General features: G+C 66.1%; 19 protein-coding genes. 11 read left to right on the forward strand and 8 right to left on the reverse strand.

Annotated elements, in window-relative coordinates; translation table 11 throughout:
- Window positions 1-173 precede the first annotated feature (173 nt).
- Genes gpt through IP86_RS25450 form a run of 3 tightly spaced genes read right to left on the reverse strand, consistent with a single transcriptional unit; the run spans window position 174 to window position 1,888 of the window.
- Window positions 174-692, reverse strand: coding sequence for a xanthine phosphoribosyltransferase (gene gpt, locus IP86_RS25440; protein ID WP_054165235.1), 519 nt, complete (start codon window positions 690-692; stop codon window positions 174-176).
- Complete coding sequence (locus IP86_RS25445) at window positions 665-1,117, reverse strand: PaaI family thioesterase (protein WP_054165236.1); 453 nt, start codon at window positions 1,115-1,117, stop codon at window positions 665-667. The genes gpt and IP86_RS25445 overlap by 28 nt, the downstream gene beginning before the upstream one ends.
- Window positions 1,118-1,144: 27 nt before the next feature.
- Complete coding sequence (locus tag IP86_RS25450; protein WP_054165237.1) at window positions 1,145-1,888, reverse strand: competence/damage-inducible protein A; 744 nt, start codon at window positions 1,886-1,888, stop codon at window positions 1,145-1,147.
- Between the two features lie 211 nt (window positions 1,889-2,099).
- On the opposite strand from IP86_RS25450, the gene IP86_RS25455 reads away from it, so the two are divergent.
- The 8 genes from IP86_RS25455 (at window position 2,100) to IP86_RS25490 (ending at window position 10,203) form a co-directional block, all read left to right on the forward strand.
- Window positions 2,100-3,518, forward strand: coding sequence for a circularly permuted type 2 ATP-grasp protein (locus IP86_RS25455; protein WP_054165238.1), 1,419 nt, complete (start codon window positions 2,100-2,102; stop codon window positions 3,516-3,518).
- A 290-nt stretch (window positions 3,519-3,808) separates the two neighbouring features.
- Window positions 3,809-4,753 carry an alpha-E domain-containing protein gene (locus IP86_RS25460; protein WP_054165239.1) on the forward strand — a complete coding sequence of 315 codons (945 nt, stop codon included), beginning with the start codon at window positions 3,809-3,811 and terminating at the stop codon, window positions 4,751-4,753.
- A 143-nt stretch (window positions 4,754-4,896) separates the two neighbouring features.
- Window positions 4,897-5,736, forward strand: coding sequence for a transglutaminase family protein (locus IP86_RS25465; RefSeq protein WP_054165240.1), 840 nt, complete (start codon window positions 4,897-4,899; stop codon window positions 5,734-5,736).
- A 163-nt stretch (window positions 5,737-5,899) separates the two neighbouring features.
- Window positions 5,900-6,646, forward strand: a complete 747-nt coding sequence (locus tag IP86_RS25470) for a proteasome-type protease (protein ID WP_054165241.1) — start codon at window positions 5,900-5,902, stop codon at window positions 6,644-6,646.
- A gap of 233 nt (window positions 6,647-6,879) precedes the next feature.
- The gene (locus IP86_RS25475) at window positions 6,880-7,440 is read left to right on the forward strand and encodes a hypothetical protein (protein WP_054165242.1); all 561 of its coding nucleotides are present in this window, start codon (window positions 6,880-6,882) and stop codon (window positions 7,438-7,440) included.
- Between the two features lie 246 nt (window positions 7,441-7,686).
- Window positions 7,687-8,865, forward strand: coding sequence for a GNAT family N-acetyltransferase (locus IP86_RS25480; protein ID WP_054165243.1), 1,179 nt, complete (start codon window positions 7,687-7,689; stop codon window positions 8,863-8,865).
- A gap of 82 nt (window positions 8,866-8,947) precedes the next feature.
- Window positions 8,948-9,700: an SDR family oxidoreductase gene (locus IP86_RS25485; RefSeq protein ID WP_054165244.1), complete on the forward strand. Its 753-nt coding sequence runs from the start codon at window positions 8,948-8,950 to the stop codon at window positions 9,698-9,700.
- Between the two features lie 161 nt (window positions 9,701-9,861).
- Window positions 9,862-10,203, forward strand: coding sequence for a hypothetical protein (locus tag IP86_RS25490; RefSeq protein WP_054165251.1), 342 nt, complete (start codon window positions 9,862-9,864; stop codon window positions 10,201-10,203).
- Between the two features lie 50 nt (window positions 10,204-10,253).
- Here the strand turns inward: IP86_RS25490 and IP86_RS25495 are convergent, their stop codons facing one another.
- The 4 genes from IP86_RS25495 to IP86_RS25510 all read right to left on the reverse strand — a co-directional run bounded on the left by IP86_RS25495 (window position 10,254) and on the right by IP86_RS25510 (window position 13,922).
- On the reverse strand, window positions 10,254-11,024 hold the full coding sequence (locus IP86_RS25495; RefSeq protein ID WP_054165245.1) for a hypothetical protein: 771 nt from the start codon (window positions 11,022-11,024) through the stop codon (window positions 10,254-10,256).
- A gap of 168 nt (window positions 11,025-11,192) precedes the next feature.
- Window positions 11,193-11,699: a cupin domain-containing protein gene (locus IP86_RS25500; RefSeq protein WP_054165246.1), complete on the reverse strand. Its 507-nt coding sequence runs from the start codon at window positions 11,697-11,699 to the stop codon at window positions 11,193-11,195.
- Entirely contained in the window at window positions 11,689-12,792 is a 1,104-nt protein-coding gene (locus tag IP86_RS25505) for a RuBisCO large subunit C-terminal-like domain-containing protein (RefSeq protein WP_054165247.1), read from the reverse strand. The genes IP86_RS25500 and IP86_RS25505 overlap by 11 nt, the downstream gene beginning before the upstream one ends.
- Window positions 12,793-12,872: 80 nt before the next feature.
- Window positions 12,873-13,922: an MFS transporter gene (locus IP86_RS25510; protein ID WP_502694018.1), complete on the reverse strand. Its 1,050-nt coding sequence runs from the start codon at window positions 13,920-13,922 to the stop codon at window positions 12,873-12,875.
- On the opposite strand from IP86_RS25510, the gene IP86_RS29540 reads away from it, so the two are divergent.
- Entirely contained in the window at window positions 13,878-14,453 is a 576-nt protein-coding gene (locus IP86_RS29540; RefSeq protein WP_245290736.1) for a hypothetical protein, read from the forward strand. The genes IP86_RS25510 and IP86_RS29540 overlap by 45 nt on opposite strands.
- A 185-nt stretch (window positions 14,454-14,638) precedes the next feature.
- Here the strand turns inward: IP86_RS29540 and IP86_RS25520 are convergent, their stop codons facing one another.
- Window positions 14,639-14,923 (reverse strand): usg protein, encoded by a 285-nt coding sequence (locus tag IP86_RS25520; RefSeq protein WP_156332621.1) that lies wholly within the window; start codon window positions 14,921-14,923, stop codon window positions 14,639-14,641.
- Between the two features lie 435 nt (window positions 14,924-15,358).
- On the opposite strand from IP86_RS25520, the gene IP86_RS25525 reads away from it, so the two are divergent.
- The gene (locus tag IP86_RS25525; protein ID WP_054165250.1) at window positions 15,359-15,673 is read left to right on the forward strand and encodes a co-chaperone GroES; all 315 of its coding nucleotides are present in this window, start codon (window positions 15,359-15,361) and stop codon (window positions 15,671-15,673) included.
- Window positions 15,674-15,825: 152 nt separating this feature from the next.
- The coding region (groEL, locus tag IP86_RS25530; RefSeq protein WP_156332622.1) for a chaperonin GroEL at window positions 15,826-16,655 on the forward strand (830 nt) is incomplete at its 3' end.

Here is a 16,655-nt window from a genome sequence, read left to right on the forward strand (position 1 = left end):
CTCACCCGGATTGCTACGCAATCCGACCTCTCCCCGCGCGCGGGGAGAGGTTAGGCTGCGATGCCCTCTCCGCGTCATTGCGAGGAGGCGAAGCCGACGAAGCAATCCAGCTTCGTGCTCGGCGTTGGATTGCTTCGTCGCTGCGCTCCTCGCAATGACGGAGTCATTGCCCCCTACGCCGCCCCATCCTTCAGCGGCGGCTGGAAGGATAGGCCGGTGTCCCAGGGGAAGAAGATCCAGGTGTCCTGCGAGACTTCGGTGATGAAGGTGTCGACCAGCGGCTTGCCCTTGGGCTTGGCGTAGACGGTGGCGAAATGGGCGTCGGGCAGGAGCTCGCGCACCATGCGGCCGGTCTTGCCGGTGTCGACCAGGTCGTCGACGATCAAGAGGCCCTTGCCGGTGCCGCCGCCGAGCGCGGCGGTCTGTTCGGAAACGCCCTTCAGCACCTGCAGGTCGCCCTGCTTGTCGTGGGCATAGCTGGCGACGCAGATGGTGTCGATCACCCGCAGGCCGAGTTCGCGCGCCACGATCGCGGCCGGCACCAGGCCGCCGCGGGTGATGGCGATCACGGCATGAAACGGGCCGACTTCGTTAAGCCGCCAGGTCAGCGCCCGGCAGTCGCGGTGAAACTGATCCCACGACACCGGGAACGGCCGCCGCTCCGCTATGCCGGCTTCTCCACCGCTGACCATGTGTCTGCTCCCATCCTGCGAATCACCGCCGTCGCGGTCCCGGTGGCGACCACCCGCTCTTGCTGCAGCAATTCGCCGCTGAGCTGGCACACCTCACGGCCTCGCAATAGCACGCGGCCGATGCCTTTCAACGGTCCGACCTTGGCGGGACGGTGGAATTGCACGGCGAGATTGACGGTCGGGGCGAATTCGCCGGCGTCGAGCGTAGCGACCAGCGCCGGCCCCATGGTGTCGTCCAGCATTGCCGCCAGGAAGCCGCCCTGGACATGGCCCGCCAGATTGAGAAACGCCGGCGTCGCTTCGAACGCCACTTCGATGCAGCCGGCGAGATCCACCCGCCGGAACGTCATGCCGAGCGTCTTGGCGCAAGCCGGCGGCGGCATCCGCCCGTCCGCGATCTTCCAGAACACCGAGTCCCTGTCCACCGCCCCCTCCCGGGTTGCGCTGGCGGCTTAGTTGTTCTTGTTGTTGTGCAGCTCCGCCAGCATCTGTGTCACCGCAGTCATCGCCTGCTGGAGCTTGTCCGGGTCGCGGGACCGCACCACCAGGTTGGTATTCGGCTTGCGCTCCTCGTCGAGGAACGGGTAGCTGCCGATCATCGTGTCCGGATGCGCGGCGGCGATCGCCCGCAGCGGGCCGCCGATATCGCCCTCGCGCGCATCGGCCTTGACCGATTCCGACAGCATCTTCACTCCGGACTTCAATTTCGGCGCGACGATGTCCATCATCGCCTGCATGATCGACGGCACGCCGGCCATCACGATGACATTGCCGATCTTGAAGCCCGGCGCGATGATGGTGGCGCTCTGGATCAGTTCGGCGCCGTCCGGGATGCGCGCCATTCGCAGCCGCGCCTCGTTGAGCTCGGCTTCCGAGAACCGCTCGCGGAACCGGGCTACCACCTCCGGGTGATAGCCGATCGCAACGCCGAACGCCTTTGCGACGCAGTCCGCGGTGATGTCGTCATGGGTCGGCCCGATGCCGCCGGTCGTGAACACGTAGGCGTAGCGGCTGCGCAGCGCGTCGAGCGCCTCGATGATCGCGTCCTCGTCGTCCGCGACGACGCGCACCTCGCGCAGGTCGATAGCGATGTTTGTGAGGTATTCGGCGATGAACCCGATGTTCTTGTCCTTGGTGCGGCCGGACAGGATCTCGTCGCCGATCACCAGAATACCCGCCGTGACGATGTCGCTCATGACGTCCCTTGTCCCTCCCGGCTGATGTTCAGCCGTCTGATCGCGCACGCTGACACTTGATTGGGCGGCGCGCCGCCCGTTTTTCGGGCAACATCCTGAACCGATCGCAGAAATCGGTCCACTCCCTGCATATCGTGCTGGCCCGGCCCTTGCTACCATCGTGTTCCGTGCTGCACTCTCGTGCAAACAGCTTTGGAATCAGTTTGGCGATATGGCAGTTGCGTTCGACGAAATGAACGGCCCGGGTGGCGAGCCTCGCCGGGCCTATGAGGAATTATCCCGCTGGCTTGCCGAAACGCCGCCTGAGGCCCTCGCCCATCGTCGCCAGGAAGCCGAGATGCTGTTCCGGCGGATCGGCATCACCTTCGCGGTCTATGGCGACGCTGAGGCCCAGGAGCGGCTGATCCCGTTCGACGTCATCCCGCGCATCCTGTCCGGCACCGAATGGGCCCGAATGGAACTCGGGCTGAAGCAGCGGGTGCGTGCCATCAATATGTTCCTGCGGGACATCTATCATGGCCGCGACATCCTGCGCGCCGACATCATCCCGCACGATCTGATCTTTCAGAATCCGGTGTTCCGGCCGGAGATGAACGGCCAGGCAGTGCCGCACGACGTCTATGTCCACATCGCCGGCATCGACCTCGTCCGGGTCGACGACGAAGACTTCTACGTGCTGGAGGACAATGCCCGGACGCCGTCCGGCGTGTCCTACATGCTGGAAAACCGCGAAGTGATGATGCGGCTGTTTCCGGACCTGTTCGCCCGCCACCGCATCGCCCCGGTCGAACGCTATCCGGACGAACTGTTGACCGCGCTGCGCTCGGTCGCGCCGGCGCATTCGTCGTCGGAACCGACCGTCGCGCTGATGACGCCGGGCGTCTACAATTCCGCCTATTACGAGCACTCGTTTCTGGCCGATAAGCTCGGCGTCGAACTGGTCGAGGGCCGCGATCTCGTCGTCAAGAACGACGAGGTGTTCATGCGCACCACCGAGGGGCTCAAGCGGGTCGACGTGATCTATCGCCGGGTCGACGACGACTTCCTCGATCCGCTCACCTTCCGCCCGGACTCGGCGCTCGGCGTGCCGGGCCTGATGTCGGCCTATCGGGCCGGCAACGTCACGCTCGCCAATGCGGTCGGCACCGGCATCGCCGACGACAAGGCGGTGTACAGCTACATGCCGGAGATCGTGAAGTTCTATCTCGGCGAGGAGCCGATCCTGAAGAACGTCCCGACCTGGCGCTGCCGCGAGCCGGCCGATCTGGCCTATGTGCTCGACCATCTCGGCGAACTGGTCGTCAAGGAAGTGCACGGTTCGGGCGGCTACGGCATGCTGATCGGCCCGGCCGCCACCAAGGCGACGATCGAGGCGTTCCGCGACAAGCTGAAGCGCGAGCCGGAAGGCTTCATCGCCCAGCCGACGCTGGCGCTGTCGACCTGCCCGACCTGCACCGAAGCCGGCCTCGCCCCGCGCCACGTCGACCTCCGCCCCTTCGTGCTCACCGGCCGCGACCGCGTCACCATCGTGCCCGGCGGCCTGACCCGCGTCGCACTGAAGGAGGGCTCGCTGGTGGTCAACTCCAGCCAGGGCGGCGGCACCAAGGACACGTGGATCTTGGATGAGTAGTTCCGCCTCCGCTCCATCCACGCGCAACGCCCTCATCCTGAGGAGCGCGCCATCGGCGCGCGTCTCGAAGGATGCGCGCCACGCACCTCATGGTTCGAGACGCCCGCCGTCCCGGCGGGCTCCTCACCATGAGGGACAGTGCATGTATCGACGAACGACCCTGCTCCCCTCGCCCTTGCGGGGAGGGGTCGGGGGTGGGGGTCCACAACGGGAGCCTCACCTCGTGTCACCCCCCACCCCGCCCCTCCCCCGCAAGGGGGCAGGGAGAACGCTGTCGCCGAGTTCGCTCCATGCTCTCCCGCACCGCTGAAAATCTGTTCTGGCTCGCCCGCTACGTCGAACGCGCGGAGTATCTGGCGCGGACGATCGAGGCGACGCTGCGTGTCACCGCTCTGCCGAACACCTATGCGGGCCAGGGCAACGAGTGGGACTCGGCGCTGCTCACCGCAGGCGTCGCCGCCAGCTTCTACAATCACTACGAGGAGGCCAACGAGGCCAACGTCGTCGAATATCTGGCGTTCGCCTCGACCAATCCGTCGTCGATCCGCGCCTGCATCGAAGCGGCGCGGCTGAACGCGCGCTCGGTGCGAACCGCGCTGACCGGCGAGATGTGGGCGACCATCAACAGCACCTGGATCGAACTGCAGGAGACCTGGAGCAAGGGTGCCAAGACCCGCGAGCAGCTCGACGGCTTCCTGCGTTTCGTGCAGGAAGCCTCGCTGCGGTTCGACGGCTCGGCCTATCGCACCATGCTGCGCAACGACGCCTATTGGTTCTCGCGGCTCGGCGTGCATCTCGAGCGCGCCGACAACACCGCGCGCATTCTCGACGTCAAATATCATCTGCTGCTGCCCGAAGAGGAACATGTCGGCGGCCCGCTCGATTACTATCAGTGGTCGTCGATCCTGCGCTCGGTCTCGGCGCAGACCGCCTATCACTGGGTGTACCGGCAGACGCTGAAGCCGTGGCTGATCGCCGACCTCCTGATCCTCAACGACAGCCTGCCGCGCTCGCTAGCCTCGTGCTACGGCGATCTCGTCCGCAATCTCGACCAGATCGGCGTCGCCTATGGCCGCCAGGGCCCGGCGCAGCGCCATGCCCGCGGCATCCGCAACCGGCTCGAGCATTCCGACATGGAAGATATCTTCCAGCGCGGCGTGCACGAATTCATCCAGGAGTTCCTGGCCGACAACAGCCGCCTCGGCGAGATCATCGCCAAGCAGTATCTGATCTGAGCGCGGCCCCCGGCCCGCTTTCCGCGGGCCGGTCGATGCGCACCTGAAAAATGCGGGCCCGCCGGCAATTCCAGCAAAGCCCCCGCCTCCGTAGCTGATATAGTCCGCGCGCCTTGCGCCCGACGATCCGGAAATGCCGACCCATGCGCCTGCGAATTTCCCACACCACGACCTATCGCTACGAGCCCGCCGCCTCCGGCGTGATCCAGGTGCTGCGGATGACGCCCGGCAGCCATGACGGCCAATACGTCGCCGACTGGCAGATCGACGTGTCGTCCGACGCCAAGCTCGACATGCACCACGACGCGTTCGGCAACATCACCCATGTGCTGACGATCGGCACCACCGAAGACCTCACCATCACCGCCGAGGGTCTGATCGAGACCACCGACACCGGCGGCATCATGCGCGGCACCGACGAGCGGTTTCCGCCGCAGCTGTTCTTGCGCTCCACCGACCTGACCGAGCCGAGCCCGGCGATCGCCGCCTTCACCCGCGAGATCGGCGGCGCCGAAGGCGACGTCATCAGCTTCCTGCACGCGCTGATGACGCGCCTCAACGATCACATGACGTTCGACGACGATCCGACCCATTCCGGCACGACGGCGGCCGAAGCCTTCACGCTGCGGCGCGGCGTCTGCCAGGACTACGCGCATGTGTTCATCGCCTGCGCCCGCTCCGGCGGCGTGCCGGCGCGTTTCGTGTCGGGTCACTTCCTGCGCGCCGACGGCCAGGTGCATCAGCAGGCCGGCCATGCGTGGGTGGAAGCCTACGTGCCGGCGCTGGGGTGGGTCGGCTTCGATCCCGCCAACGGCATCTGCTCCACCGACGCCCACGCCCGCATCGCCATCGGCCTCGACTATCTCGGCGCGGCTCCGGTGCGCGGCACGCGCTACGGCGGCGGCCTCGAAACGCTGACCGTTGCCGTCAAGGTCGATCAGGCCGGCGGCCGGCATTCGCAAACGCAGTCACAGTCGCAATAGCGTCATCGAACCGACACCTGCGGCAATCGCCGCAAGCAGTTGCGCACAATTGCGGAGCGTGGCCGGTTTCCCCTGCGCGGCGAAATGCTCTAGTCTTCCGGCACCGCCGCGGGCATCGACGCGCCGCCGGCTTCCCCTCATCGACAGACGTGCCGAGGACGAGATGACTTACTGCTGCGGAGTGCTGGTCCAGGACGGCCTGGTGATGGTGGCCGACACGCGGACCAATGCCGGGCTCGACAACATCTCGACCTTCCGCAAGCTGCACGTCTTCAACCGTCCCGGCGACCGAATCGTGGCGATTGCCAGCGCCGGCAATCTGTCGATCAGCCAGTCGGTGCTGTCGACTTTGACCGAAGGCCTCGAGGATCCCGAGACCGGCACGCGCGAGACGCTGATCGAGGCGCCGACCATGTTCCAGGCGGCGCAACTCATCGGCCGCGCTATCCGCCACGTCAACGCCACCGAGGCGCAGGCGCTCAAGGCCGAAGACATCAACTACGAAGTGTCGTTCCTGTTCGGCGGCCAGATCAAGGGCGAACGGATGCGCCTGTTCATGATCTACCCGGCCGGCAACTTCATCGAATGCACCATCGACACGCCGTATCTGCAGATCGGCGAGCACAAATACGGCAAGCCGGTGCTCGACCGGGCGATTACTTACGACGTCGAGCTCTACGAGGCCCTGAAGACCAGTCTGATCTCGATGGATTCGACGATGCGCTCCAATCTGGGCGTCGGGCTGCCGATCGACGTGCTGGTGGTGCGCACCGACGTCTGCGACGCCGACCTCAATCATCGCATCGAAGCCGGCGAGCCGTATTTCCACGACCTCCGCTCGCGCTGGTCCGCCGCCCTGCGCGCCGCCCACAAGAACATCCCGCGGCCGCCCTACAAGGACGTGAAGTAGTTCGCCGCGATGGCGCGTGTCTCCCAGCACCCACATCCCCCCGTCATTCCGGGGCGCGCGCAGCGCGAACCCGGAATCCATAACCCCTGGGCCCTCGACGGCACGACGGCCTCTCCCGCTGTGCTCACTAGGATGCGCCAGGGGATATGGATTCCGGGCCTGCGCCCTACGGGCGCATCCCGGAATGACGAACGAGAGGCGGTGAATTCGCCCATCGCCGCCGTAGCATTTTTATGACCATCGTTGACACCACCACCGCCACCCTGCACTGGCGTCCGATGACCGCCGCCGACCTCGCCGCAGTGAACGCCATCGCGGCCGCCGTGCATGTGGACTACCCGGAAGACGCCGCGGTGTTCGCCGAACGGCTCGCGCTGCATCCGCAGGGCTGCTACGTCCTCGGCGCCACCGACAGCAGCGACGCCGGCCTCGCCGGCTACATCATCAGCCATCCCTGGCGACTCGGCGAACCGCCGGCGCTGAATGCGCTACTCGGCGCCGTCCCCTCGCCGGCTTCGACCTATTACATCCACGACATCGCGCTGCTGCCACGAGCGCGCGGCAGCGGCGCGACGGACGCCGTGCTGGCGACACTGCTGCCTCATGCGGCGACCATCGCCGACAACGTCTCTCTGGTGGCAGTCGGTGGAACCGTACCGTTCTGGCGCCGCCACAAGTTTGCCTCAAGAGATTCGTCCGCCCTCACACGCAAACTCGCGAGCTACGGAACAGACGCCAGCTACATGACCCGCCCGCTCTCCGCCGATCCCGCCGGAGCGAGCAACGTCAGCTGAGTGACGCTGAAGCGAGCGCCCCGCGACAGCCGCCGCGCTGAAGAGTCGCAAGGTGGACGCTGGCGCCGCTGTTTCGGAACCCTCCAAATTGCTGGCAACGCAGCGGAAATCGCCCTGGCCGTGGTTAACTCTGTCTGCTGTTCCATGGTGCCGCAAATTCAAACGACCGGACCTCAATGTTAGGTTGCCCGCGATCGATGCGGCGCGCAGCGCTTGCAGGTGCGCGAGCAACACGAGGGACGAGGAATGACGAGCAGGTCCGGCGCAACGGCGGACGGCGAACGGCTGGAGATCGTGCGGACGCCCGGGCGTCTGCAACAGATCGGCACCGCCTGGGAAACGCTGTGGGAGCGATCGGGCGCTTTGGTTTTCCAAAGCCACGCCTGGGTCGCGGCGTGGTGGGGCGCCGTCCCCGATCAGCAGCGGCGCGCGCTGGTGATCGTACTCGCCTGGCGCGGCGATGAGCTCGACGCGGTGATGCCGCTCGCGACCTGCCGGCTGCACGGCATCCGCGTGCTCGAATGGGCCGCCAAGGATTACTCCGACTATTGCGACGTGCTGCTGCGCCCGGGTGCCGATCCGTCCCTGGTCGAGCGGATGTGGAACTACGCCTGCGCGCAGGGGGGCTTCGATGCCGCCTATCTCGGCCATCTGCTGCCGACCGCGGCTGCGACAACGCTGACCCGCCGCGCGACCGGCAGCCGTCTTGCCCTGCAGCGCCACCATCGGCAGGCCACCAGCCTGCGCGTCGTCGGTCCTTGGGCCAACGGTCAGGCCTGGTTCGACTCGCAATCGGGCAATGCGCGGCGCAATTATCGCCGGGCGCTCAAGAACCTGTCCGAAGGCGCCAACGTCGCATTCCGCCGCCTGGAGCCCGACGAACAACTCGGGCCGGCGCTGCAGCGCTGCGCCGAACTGAAGCGCGCCTGGTGCGCGCGCAACGGCCTGGTCGCGCAGCTGTTCGACGAAGGCTCGCCGATGCTGCAGGCGCTGGCGCGCGTGCTGGCCGACAAGGATCTACTCCACGTCTTCGTGCTGGAGCGCGACGGCGTGATCGTCGCCATGACCATCAACTTCGTGCAGCACGACACCATGATGGCCTATGTCACGACCTACGACGCCGCGTTCGAGCGCAGCTCGCCCGGCTACATCCTGCTGTTCGATTACATCCGCTGGGCGATCGATCACGGCGCCACCAGCATCGATTTCCTGTGTGGTGACGAGGACTACAAATATCGCTTTGCCAATCAGCAGGTGACGCTGGCATCTTTCGTCGGCGGCCGCACGCTGCTGGGAAAGGCGGCGCTGCAGTCGGACCGAGTCTGGCACGCGGTGCAGACCTATCGCGGCCGCGCGAAGAGTCGTCAGACGAAGCCCGCTGCCGACGATCGCCGCGCGGTCCCGGAAGCCGTTGTCGAACGCTGATCGCGTCGGCTTGTTGCGACGGCGGACAGGCTCTACGATCCCCTCCTCATCACAACGACAGAACACTTTCGGGGAGCCGTCCATGTCCGCCACCAAGATCGCAATCGTCACCGGCGCGGGGACCGGCGTCGGCCGAGCCGCCTCGCTGGCGCTGATGCAGGCCGGCTTCACCGTCGTGCTCGCCGGCCGCCGGCTCGAACTGCTGCAGGAGACGCAGAAGCTCGGCGAAGGCGTCGGCCAGAGCCTTCCGGTGCAGGCCGACATGGCCGACCCCGCCTCGATCGCAGCGCTGTTCGACAAGACGGTGGCGACCTACGGCCGGCTCGATCTCCTGTTCAACAACGCCGGCATGGGCGCGCCGCCGGTGCCGTTCGAGGAGCTGTCGCTGCAGCAGTGGCAGACCGTGGTCGACACCAACCTGACCGCGCCGTTCCTGTGCACGCAGCACGCCTTCCGCATCATGAAAGACCAGAGCCCGCGCGGCGGTCGCATCATCAACAACGGCTCGATCTCGGCGCACGCGCCGCGCCCGTTCTCGTCCGCCTACACCTCGACCAAACACGCGATCACCGGCCTCACCAAGGCCAGCAATCTGGACGGCCGCGCCTACGACATCGCGGTTGGCCAGATAGACATCGGCAACGCTGCGACGCCGATGACGGATCGCATGGTGCAAGGCGTGTCGCAGCCCGACGGCCGCACTATCGCCGAACCGCGCATGGACGCCAAAGCAGTGGGCGATGCGGTCGCCTACATGGCCGGCCTGCCGCTCGACGCCAACGTTTTGTTCATGACCGTGATGGCCACCAAGATGCCGTTCGTCGGCCGCGGCTGAGCGCGCACCGGCTGACCAGCCGCGTCATCACTCCGCTTGCGCAACCAATGCTCGCATCGATCGGCCGGTTCGCCCCGGTCGATGCCGAGGCCGCAAATTATTCGATTGCCCGGCGCCGCGTGGCGCGGATGATGAGCGCCTCGCATCGCCGGAGGACCATCATGAGCGCCTGCACCCAGCCGCATCACGCCAACCACGACCACAAGCACGGCCCGAGCTGCGGCCACACGGCCGTAAAGCACGACGGCCACGTCGACTATCTGCACGACGGCCATCTGCATCATATGCACGGTGACCATGTCGACGAACACGTCATCGCCGTCGACAGCACCAATCCGGCCCAGTGCACGCCCGACAATGCTTGCGCCGGCCACACTCACGGCCCCGGCTGCGGCCACGAAGCGGTGCCGCACGGCGATCACGTCGATTATCTGGTGAACGGTCGCCTGCACCATCCGCACGGCGGTCATTGCGACGATCACGGCCCACTCGACCTCGCCTGATCCACCGAGGTGACACCGCGTTGCGCTGCGCGCGGCGCAACGTCCGGCCGTTACCAGGAAATCACATAGCTGCCGGTGTAGGGACCGCCACCCGGCAGCACGTTCGTGGTGCCGGTGAGTTGCTGCAGCGCCGGGATGTTGGCCTTGGTGGAGGTCCCGCGGCCGCTCCAGCCGATGCCGTCGAACGCGACGGTGAATTCGTTGGTGGTATGCACCAGGTTCGGATCATCGATGCCGGTGATCTTCATCCTGCCCTGCTGCGCGGCCTCCAATTCGGCCTCGGACTTGGCGATGACCTCTTTCCAGCCGTCGCTTTCCGGCAGCGTGCCGCTGGCGAGGCCATCCTTCATCCGCGCGATCATCTCGGGATAGCTGTCGACCACGACCTTCACGTGGCTGGCGAGCGCGTCGTCGAGGGACTTCGGCTGGGCGTCGTACAGGCTCTGGAGCCCTTCCACCACGTGATAGATGTTTTGCTCCGCCTCGCTCAGCCCCGACGGATCGAAGTCCTTCGGCGGCGGCAGCTGCGCGATCTTGCCGTCACGCACCAGCGCGCGGACCTGATCGTCGACGACGCCACGCGCCGCGTTGGCGAAGGTGCCCGAAGCCGCCATCGTCTTGAGCAGCGCAACCGTCCCAGAGCTTCCGGTTAACGTGCCCGAGGCCGAATAGGTCTGCAGCGAAGACGAAGTCGGCGCCGTGAACCCGGTGGATGACGGCGCATTGCTGCCGCCGCGGCCGGCCTTGGCGGACGAAGCCGCGCGTAGAAGCTGAAGCGCCGCGAGATCAGACTGGTGCGAAGCGGGGTAACCGATGCGCATGACCCGGCCTCCTCATAGGATCATTATGGGTATGCCCCGACTCATTAACATGTTGCTAATTGTGTCTGACGATTGCTGACGGCTCGCAATGAAAGACCCTGATTTTGCGCGATCGGCGTACCAGCCTCGCCGGACGCCGCGGCTGGCGGCATTGAGACACCGTCGCGATTACGCGTGCTCTTTGCCGATGCGAATGAATCCCGCCACGGCAGCGTCGCTGCGCAAAGCGGCAAGATCCTCGGGCGCCGGCAGTTGCGGCCGGTCACGCACCGCGTTCACCACGCAGAGAAAGCCGAGACAGTCACCGCGGTTGGCGCGGAATTGATGCCAGGTCATCGGCGGAATGAAGACGAGATCGCCCGGTCCGACCTCGCTGATCGCCGTGCCGACGAGGCACTGTCCCTTGCCGCGATGGATCATCACCGCATGAACGTGGGCGTGCCGCTCCAGCGTCGAGTAACCGCCTTCGTCCACCTCGAAGTAACGCCATTCGCAGCCGAGATTCGGATCGGCGAACAGCAGTTGCCGCGTCACATCGCGAAACGGCGCGTCCAGCGTCTGCTTGTAGGGCATGACGGGAACGCCCTCCCAACGACCGGGCGACGTCTGAGCGCGCACGCCGGGACGTTCGCCGGACGTGCTGGCAGAATCCGGGGGCGTGTGGTCATCCGCCATGTTGCGCAACCTCCGCGGTGAACAGTGCCGCCTGCTCGGTCAGCCGCTCACCCGCCGCGAGCAGGCTGCCGCCGATCAGCAGCATCACGTCCTGATCATAAAACGACAACAGCTCCGCGACACGGTCGATCGTGACGCCGCCGGCCGGCACCGGCAGGCATGGCTTCATCCCGTCCCAGGGTTGTCGCGCGGCCTCTGCCAATGCCCGGCAGGTCTCCGGTGTGTAGGCGAAGCGGCCGCCCGAATGCGGAAACACCGTGGCGTCGGCGCCGAGCAGCCGGAACAGCTTGCCGAGCAGCAATGGCGGCGCGATTCGTGTCGCGCCGGACATCGCCGGATGCGCCAGCACCACCAGCCCCTCCGCCTCGCGCACCAGCGCATGGAAGTTCGACAACCCGACGATCATCGGGATCAGCATCAGCGCTTCGATGCCCTCGGACCGGATCAGGTCCAGCTGCCGCCTCATCGTGTCGAGCGAACCGGAGACGTGCGGCGCATACAACGTCCGCCGCCCGCTGGCATCATTAGCGTCGCGCACGGCGCGGCCGACCGCTCGGATCCGGTCGACGAATGGGCTGTAGGCCTGATCGGCGAGGCCGTGATCATCCTTGATCAGATCGACGCCGCCGCGCGCCAACCGGCCGCCGATCGCTGCCAGCGCGTCGGACGACAGCCCCTGCGGCTTCAGCGCAGACGCCGTCAGGGCGCGGCCCTGCGCGCCCGTTGCGTCCCGAATCCCGGCAATGCCCAGCCGCGGCCCGCCGAACGCAGCGGCGTACGTTCGCGGCAGCTTGACATCGACCAGCTCGACATCCGGCTGGATCGAGGCATTGCCGAACAGCATGTTGAGCAGTTGCCCCGGCTCGGGCGGCGCGGTCGCGGCCGCAAGCAGGATACGCACCGCGTAGCGGCGCTCTGCGATCTGATCGATCAGCGAGACCCGCGCCAGGATGGCATCTCGCACCCATGGATCGCCGATCGCCTCGAGCGGGCATTCGACGCTCTGCTCGATCGCAAGCGCCAAGGCGCGATCGGAAATCCGCGTCGCGTCACTGGTGACGTGGTAAGTCGCAATGATGTGGTGGCCGCTCATCCGATCATGCCGTTCGCCGGCGTTCTGCGCCGCGTCGGCCTGTGTAGCACAATCGTCATGTCAACGCGGTGATGGCCGGCTTATTCGAGCCGCTCGATCCTGCGCAGCGACGGAAACAGCTTCATCCACAGCAGCGCCACCGCCACAGTGCCGATACCGCCGATTACCGCCGCCGGCATCGCGCCGAACAAGGCAGCTGTCACACCGCTCTCGAACTGGCCGAGCTGATTGGACGCGTTGATGAACAGGAAGTTCACCGCGCCGACCCGGCCCCGCATATTGTCCGGCGTGGCCAGTTGCACCAGCGAGAACCGGATCACCACGCTGACGGTGTCGGCCGCGCCCATGATCACCAGTGCCGCCACCGACAGCCACAGCCACCACGACAATGCGAACACGATGGTGGCGATGCCGAACACGATGACGGCCTGAAACATCCGCAGCCCGACCCGGCTGGTGATGGCGTGGCGCGCCAGCAGAACCGTCATCGCCAGCGCGCCGATCGCCGGCGCGGCGCGCAGCACGCCGAGCCCGCACGGCCCGGTGTGCAGGATGTCGCGCGCATAGATCGGCAGCAGCGCGGTGGCGCCACCGAGCAGCACCGCGAACAGATCGAGCGAGATGGTGCCGAGGATTGCGGGATTGGAACGGACGAAGCGCAGCCCGGAATAGAGGTCGTCGACTTCCGCTGTCGGCTCCTTCGGCGCGGCGCGAGCGACGTCGACCAGCGGGATCAGCAGGCTGCCGGCAAGCCAGAACGCCGCCATGATCGCATAAGGCAGCGTCGGCGACACCGCATAGGCGAAACCGCCGATCGCCGGGCCGGTGATCATCGCGAGCTGCGCCACGCCGGTCGAGGTTGCGGTCGCGCGCTGCAGCGTCCCTTCGGGCACCACAGAGGGCAGCAGCGCCGCGACCGCCGGGCTTTCAAACGAAGTGGCGATGCCCACCACGGTCATCGCCACGAAGATCTGCGTCACCGTCAGCCAGCCGCCGAACGTGCCGGCTGCGAGGAACAGCGCGGTCAACCCTTCCACAATCTGGCAGAGTTGCACCACCCGCTTGCGGTCGAAATGATCGACCGCATGGCCGGCGACGAACACCAGCACGGCCGTGGGGATGAACTGCACCAGCCGTGGGTCGTGACCGGGCTGGCTGTCCTGCTGCAGCACGCATGGCCGGCTGTCTGGCCGCAGCGCGCCGGCGCTCGGGTCGCCGTGACCTCGCTGATCGTGGCCTTCTGCCTGCTCGAACAGCTCAATCTGCGCGACGGCTCGCTGCCGCGCCGCGCCGAACTGGACCGGCTGGCAGCGGTGACGCCCCCGCCGGCGCGATGCGAGGCGTTCCTGGTCGACGCCCGGGACGACCAGGGTTACGGCGTTCGCGAGTTCGATGCGATGTGGATATCGCTGCGCGTCGGCCTGCCGACCATCAATGGCAATTCCGGATGGTCGCCACCCGGCTGGCAGCTGGCCGATCCCGACACGGATTACGATGACGCCGCGCGGCGCTGGATCGAACAGACCCACATGACCAAGCACGTCTGCCGCTACCAGCGCGACACCCGCGCGTGGTCGGATTTCGAACCGCAAGCACCAGCGCCGTCCCTCATCCCGCCGGCTCTGCAGCCAACGGCGGACGCGGCGCCGCGCAGCGAATGACGTGAGGACGACCGCCCGTCATCGCGTCCAGTCCTTCACACGACGGGCCCAGCCGCTTCGACGCCGAGCGCCGAACCCGGGCGATTCAGTTGGCGACAGGTCGCAACAGGCTGATGTGGCGGCGTGTCCCCGTCACGCACTCACTGGTCTAGATTCGCGCGCGTGACGAAGCCATTGCCCGCAGCTCAATGCAGCCGAAACACCCCGTCGACGGCGCGCAGCTCGGCCGGCTTGATCAGCTTGGAATGCGCCACGGTGACCGAGAACAGCGGGCCTTCGAGCTCCTTTTCCCAGAACGCCAGGAAGTCCTTCAGGGCCGGGAAGTGCGGGTACATGTCGTAATTCTGCCAGGTGTAGCTCTGCAGCAGCCAGTGGCGGTCGGGCCGGCGGTAGAGAATCTCCGCCGTGGTCAGACCGTAGCCGAGCACCTGCTTCCTGAAGTCGTCAGAAACCGCACCTTTTCCGTCCATGCCAACCTCCTGGGTAGAGCGCATTCAGCAAAAGTGGTCGTCCGGCTTGCGTATCGATGGCCCTACAGCTTCCTTTCGGCCTGGCCGGATCCGGAGTTTCCACCTCCGACCGGGCCGCGGTTCAAATGTGACGCGACGATGTCCCCGATCTCAAGCCTAAAAGTTTAACGTTATGTTGAAAACACAAGCGTTAGCAGCGACTTACAGAAAGTGCTAACAGCCGCAAGCCAGCCTCACCGCGGCTCCGGCCCGCGTCCCGTTAATCCTCGTCCGCGGAATTGGCAGAAGTTTCACCCGAGTGCCAATTTTTCTGCTACCCACCCTTGTCTCTCCGAAAGCGCTGGATTATCTCCTCAGCGTCGTGCTGGCACTCGTCGGGCGCGACTGCTAATTCCAGAAATTCTGAAAACACTTCAGAAACTTAGGAGGACTTGCATGAATTTCCGTCCGCTTCACGACCGCGTCGTGGTCAAGCGCATCGACGCCGAAGAGAAGACCGCAGGCGGTATCATCATTCCTGACTCGGCCAAGGAGAAGCCCTCGCAGGGCGAGATCGTCGCCGTCGGCCCGGGTGGCCGCGACGAAGCCGGCAAGCTGATCCCGATCGACCTCAAGGTCGGCGACCGGGTGCTGTTCGGCAAGTGGTCGGGCACCGAGGTCAAGATCGACGGCAAAGAGCTGCTGATCATGAAGGAAAGCGACATCATGGGCGTCATCACCGACGCCGGCGCCAAGAAGAAGGCGGCCTGAGCCTTTGGAGGTCCCTCACCCTGAGGAGCGCCTGCAAGGCGCGTCTCGAAGGGTGAGCTCCACAAGCTAACACCGCTCATCCTTCGAGACGCGGACCTGCGGTCCGCTCCTCAGGATGAGGTCGAAACGATCCAACCCAAGGGAAACCTCTTATGTCCGCTAAAGAAGTCAAATTCGGCGTCGACGCCCGCGACCGCATGCTGCGCGGCGTGGACATTCTCGCCAATGCCGTGAAGGTCACGCTGGGTCCGAAGGGCCGCAACGTCGTCCTCGACAAGTCGTTCGGCGCGCCGCGCATCACCAAGGACGGCGTCACCGTCGCCAAGGACATCGAACTCGACGACAAGTTCGAGAACATGGGCGCCCAGATGGTGCGCGAAGTGGCCTCGAAGTCGGCCGACGCCGCCGGTGACGGCACCACCACCGCGACCGTGCTGGCCCAGGCGATCGTGCGCGAAGGCGCCAAGGCCGTCGCCGCCGGCATGAACCCGATGGATCTGAAGCGTGGTATCGACCTGGCGGTGGAAGCCGTCGTCGCCGACCTCGTCAAGAACTCCAAGAAGGTCACCTCGAACGACGAGATCGCCCAGGTCGGCACCATCTCGGCCAACGGCGACTCGGAGATCGGCAAGTTCCTCGCCGACGCGATGAAGAAGGTCGGCAACGAGGGTGTCATCACCGTCGAGGAAGCCAAGTCGCTCGAGACCGAACTCGACGTCGTCGAGGGCATGCAGTTCGACCGCGGCTACATCTCGCCCTACTTCGTCACCAACGCCGACAAGATGCGCGTTGAAATGGATGACGCCTACATCCTGATCAACGAGAAGAAGCTGTCGTCGCTCAACGAGCTGCTGCCGCTGCTCGAAGCCGTCGTCCAGACCGGCAAGCCGCTGCTGATCGTCGCCGAAGACGTCGAAGGCGAAGCGCTCGCCACCCTCGTCGTCAACCGCCTGCGCGGCGGCCTCAAGGTCGCGGCCGTCAA

It is taken from the genome of Rhodopseudomonas sp. AAP120 (assembly GCF_001295845.1).
Taxonomy (GTDB): domain Bacteria; phylum Pseudomonadota; class Alphaproteobacteria; order Rhizobiales; family Xanthobacteraceae; genus Rhodopseudomonas.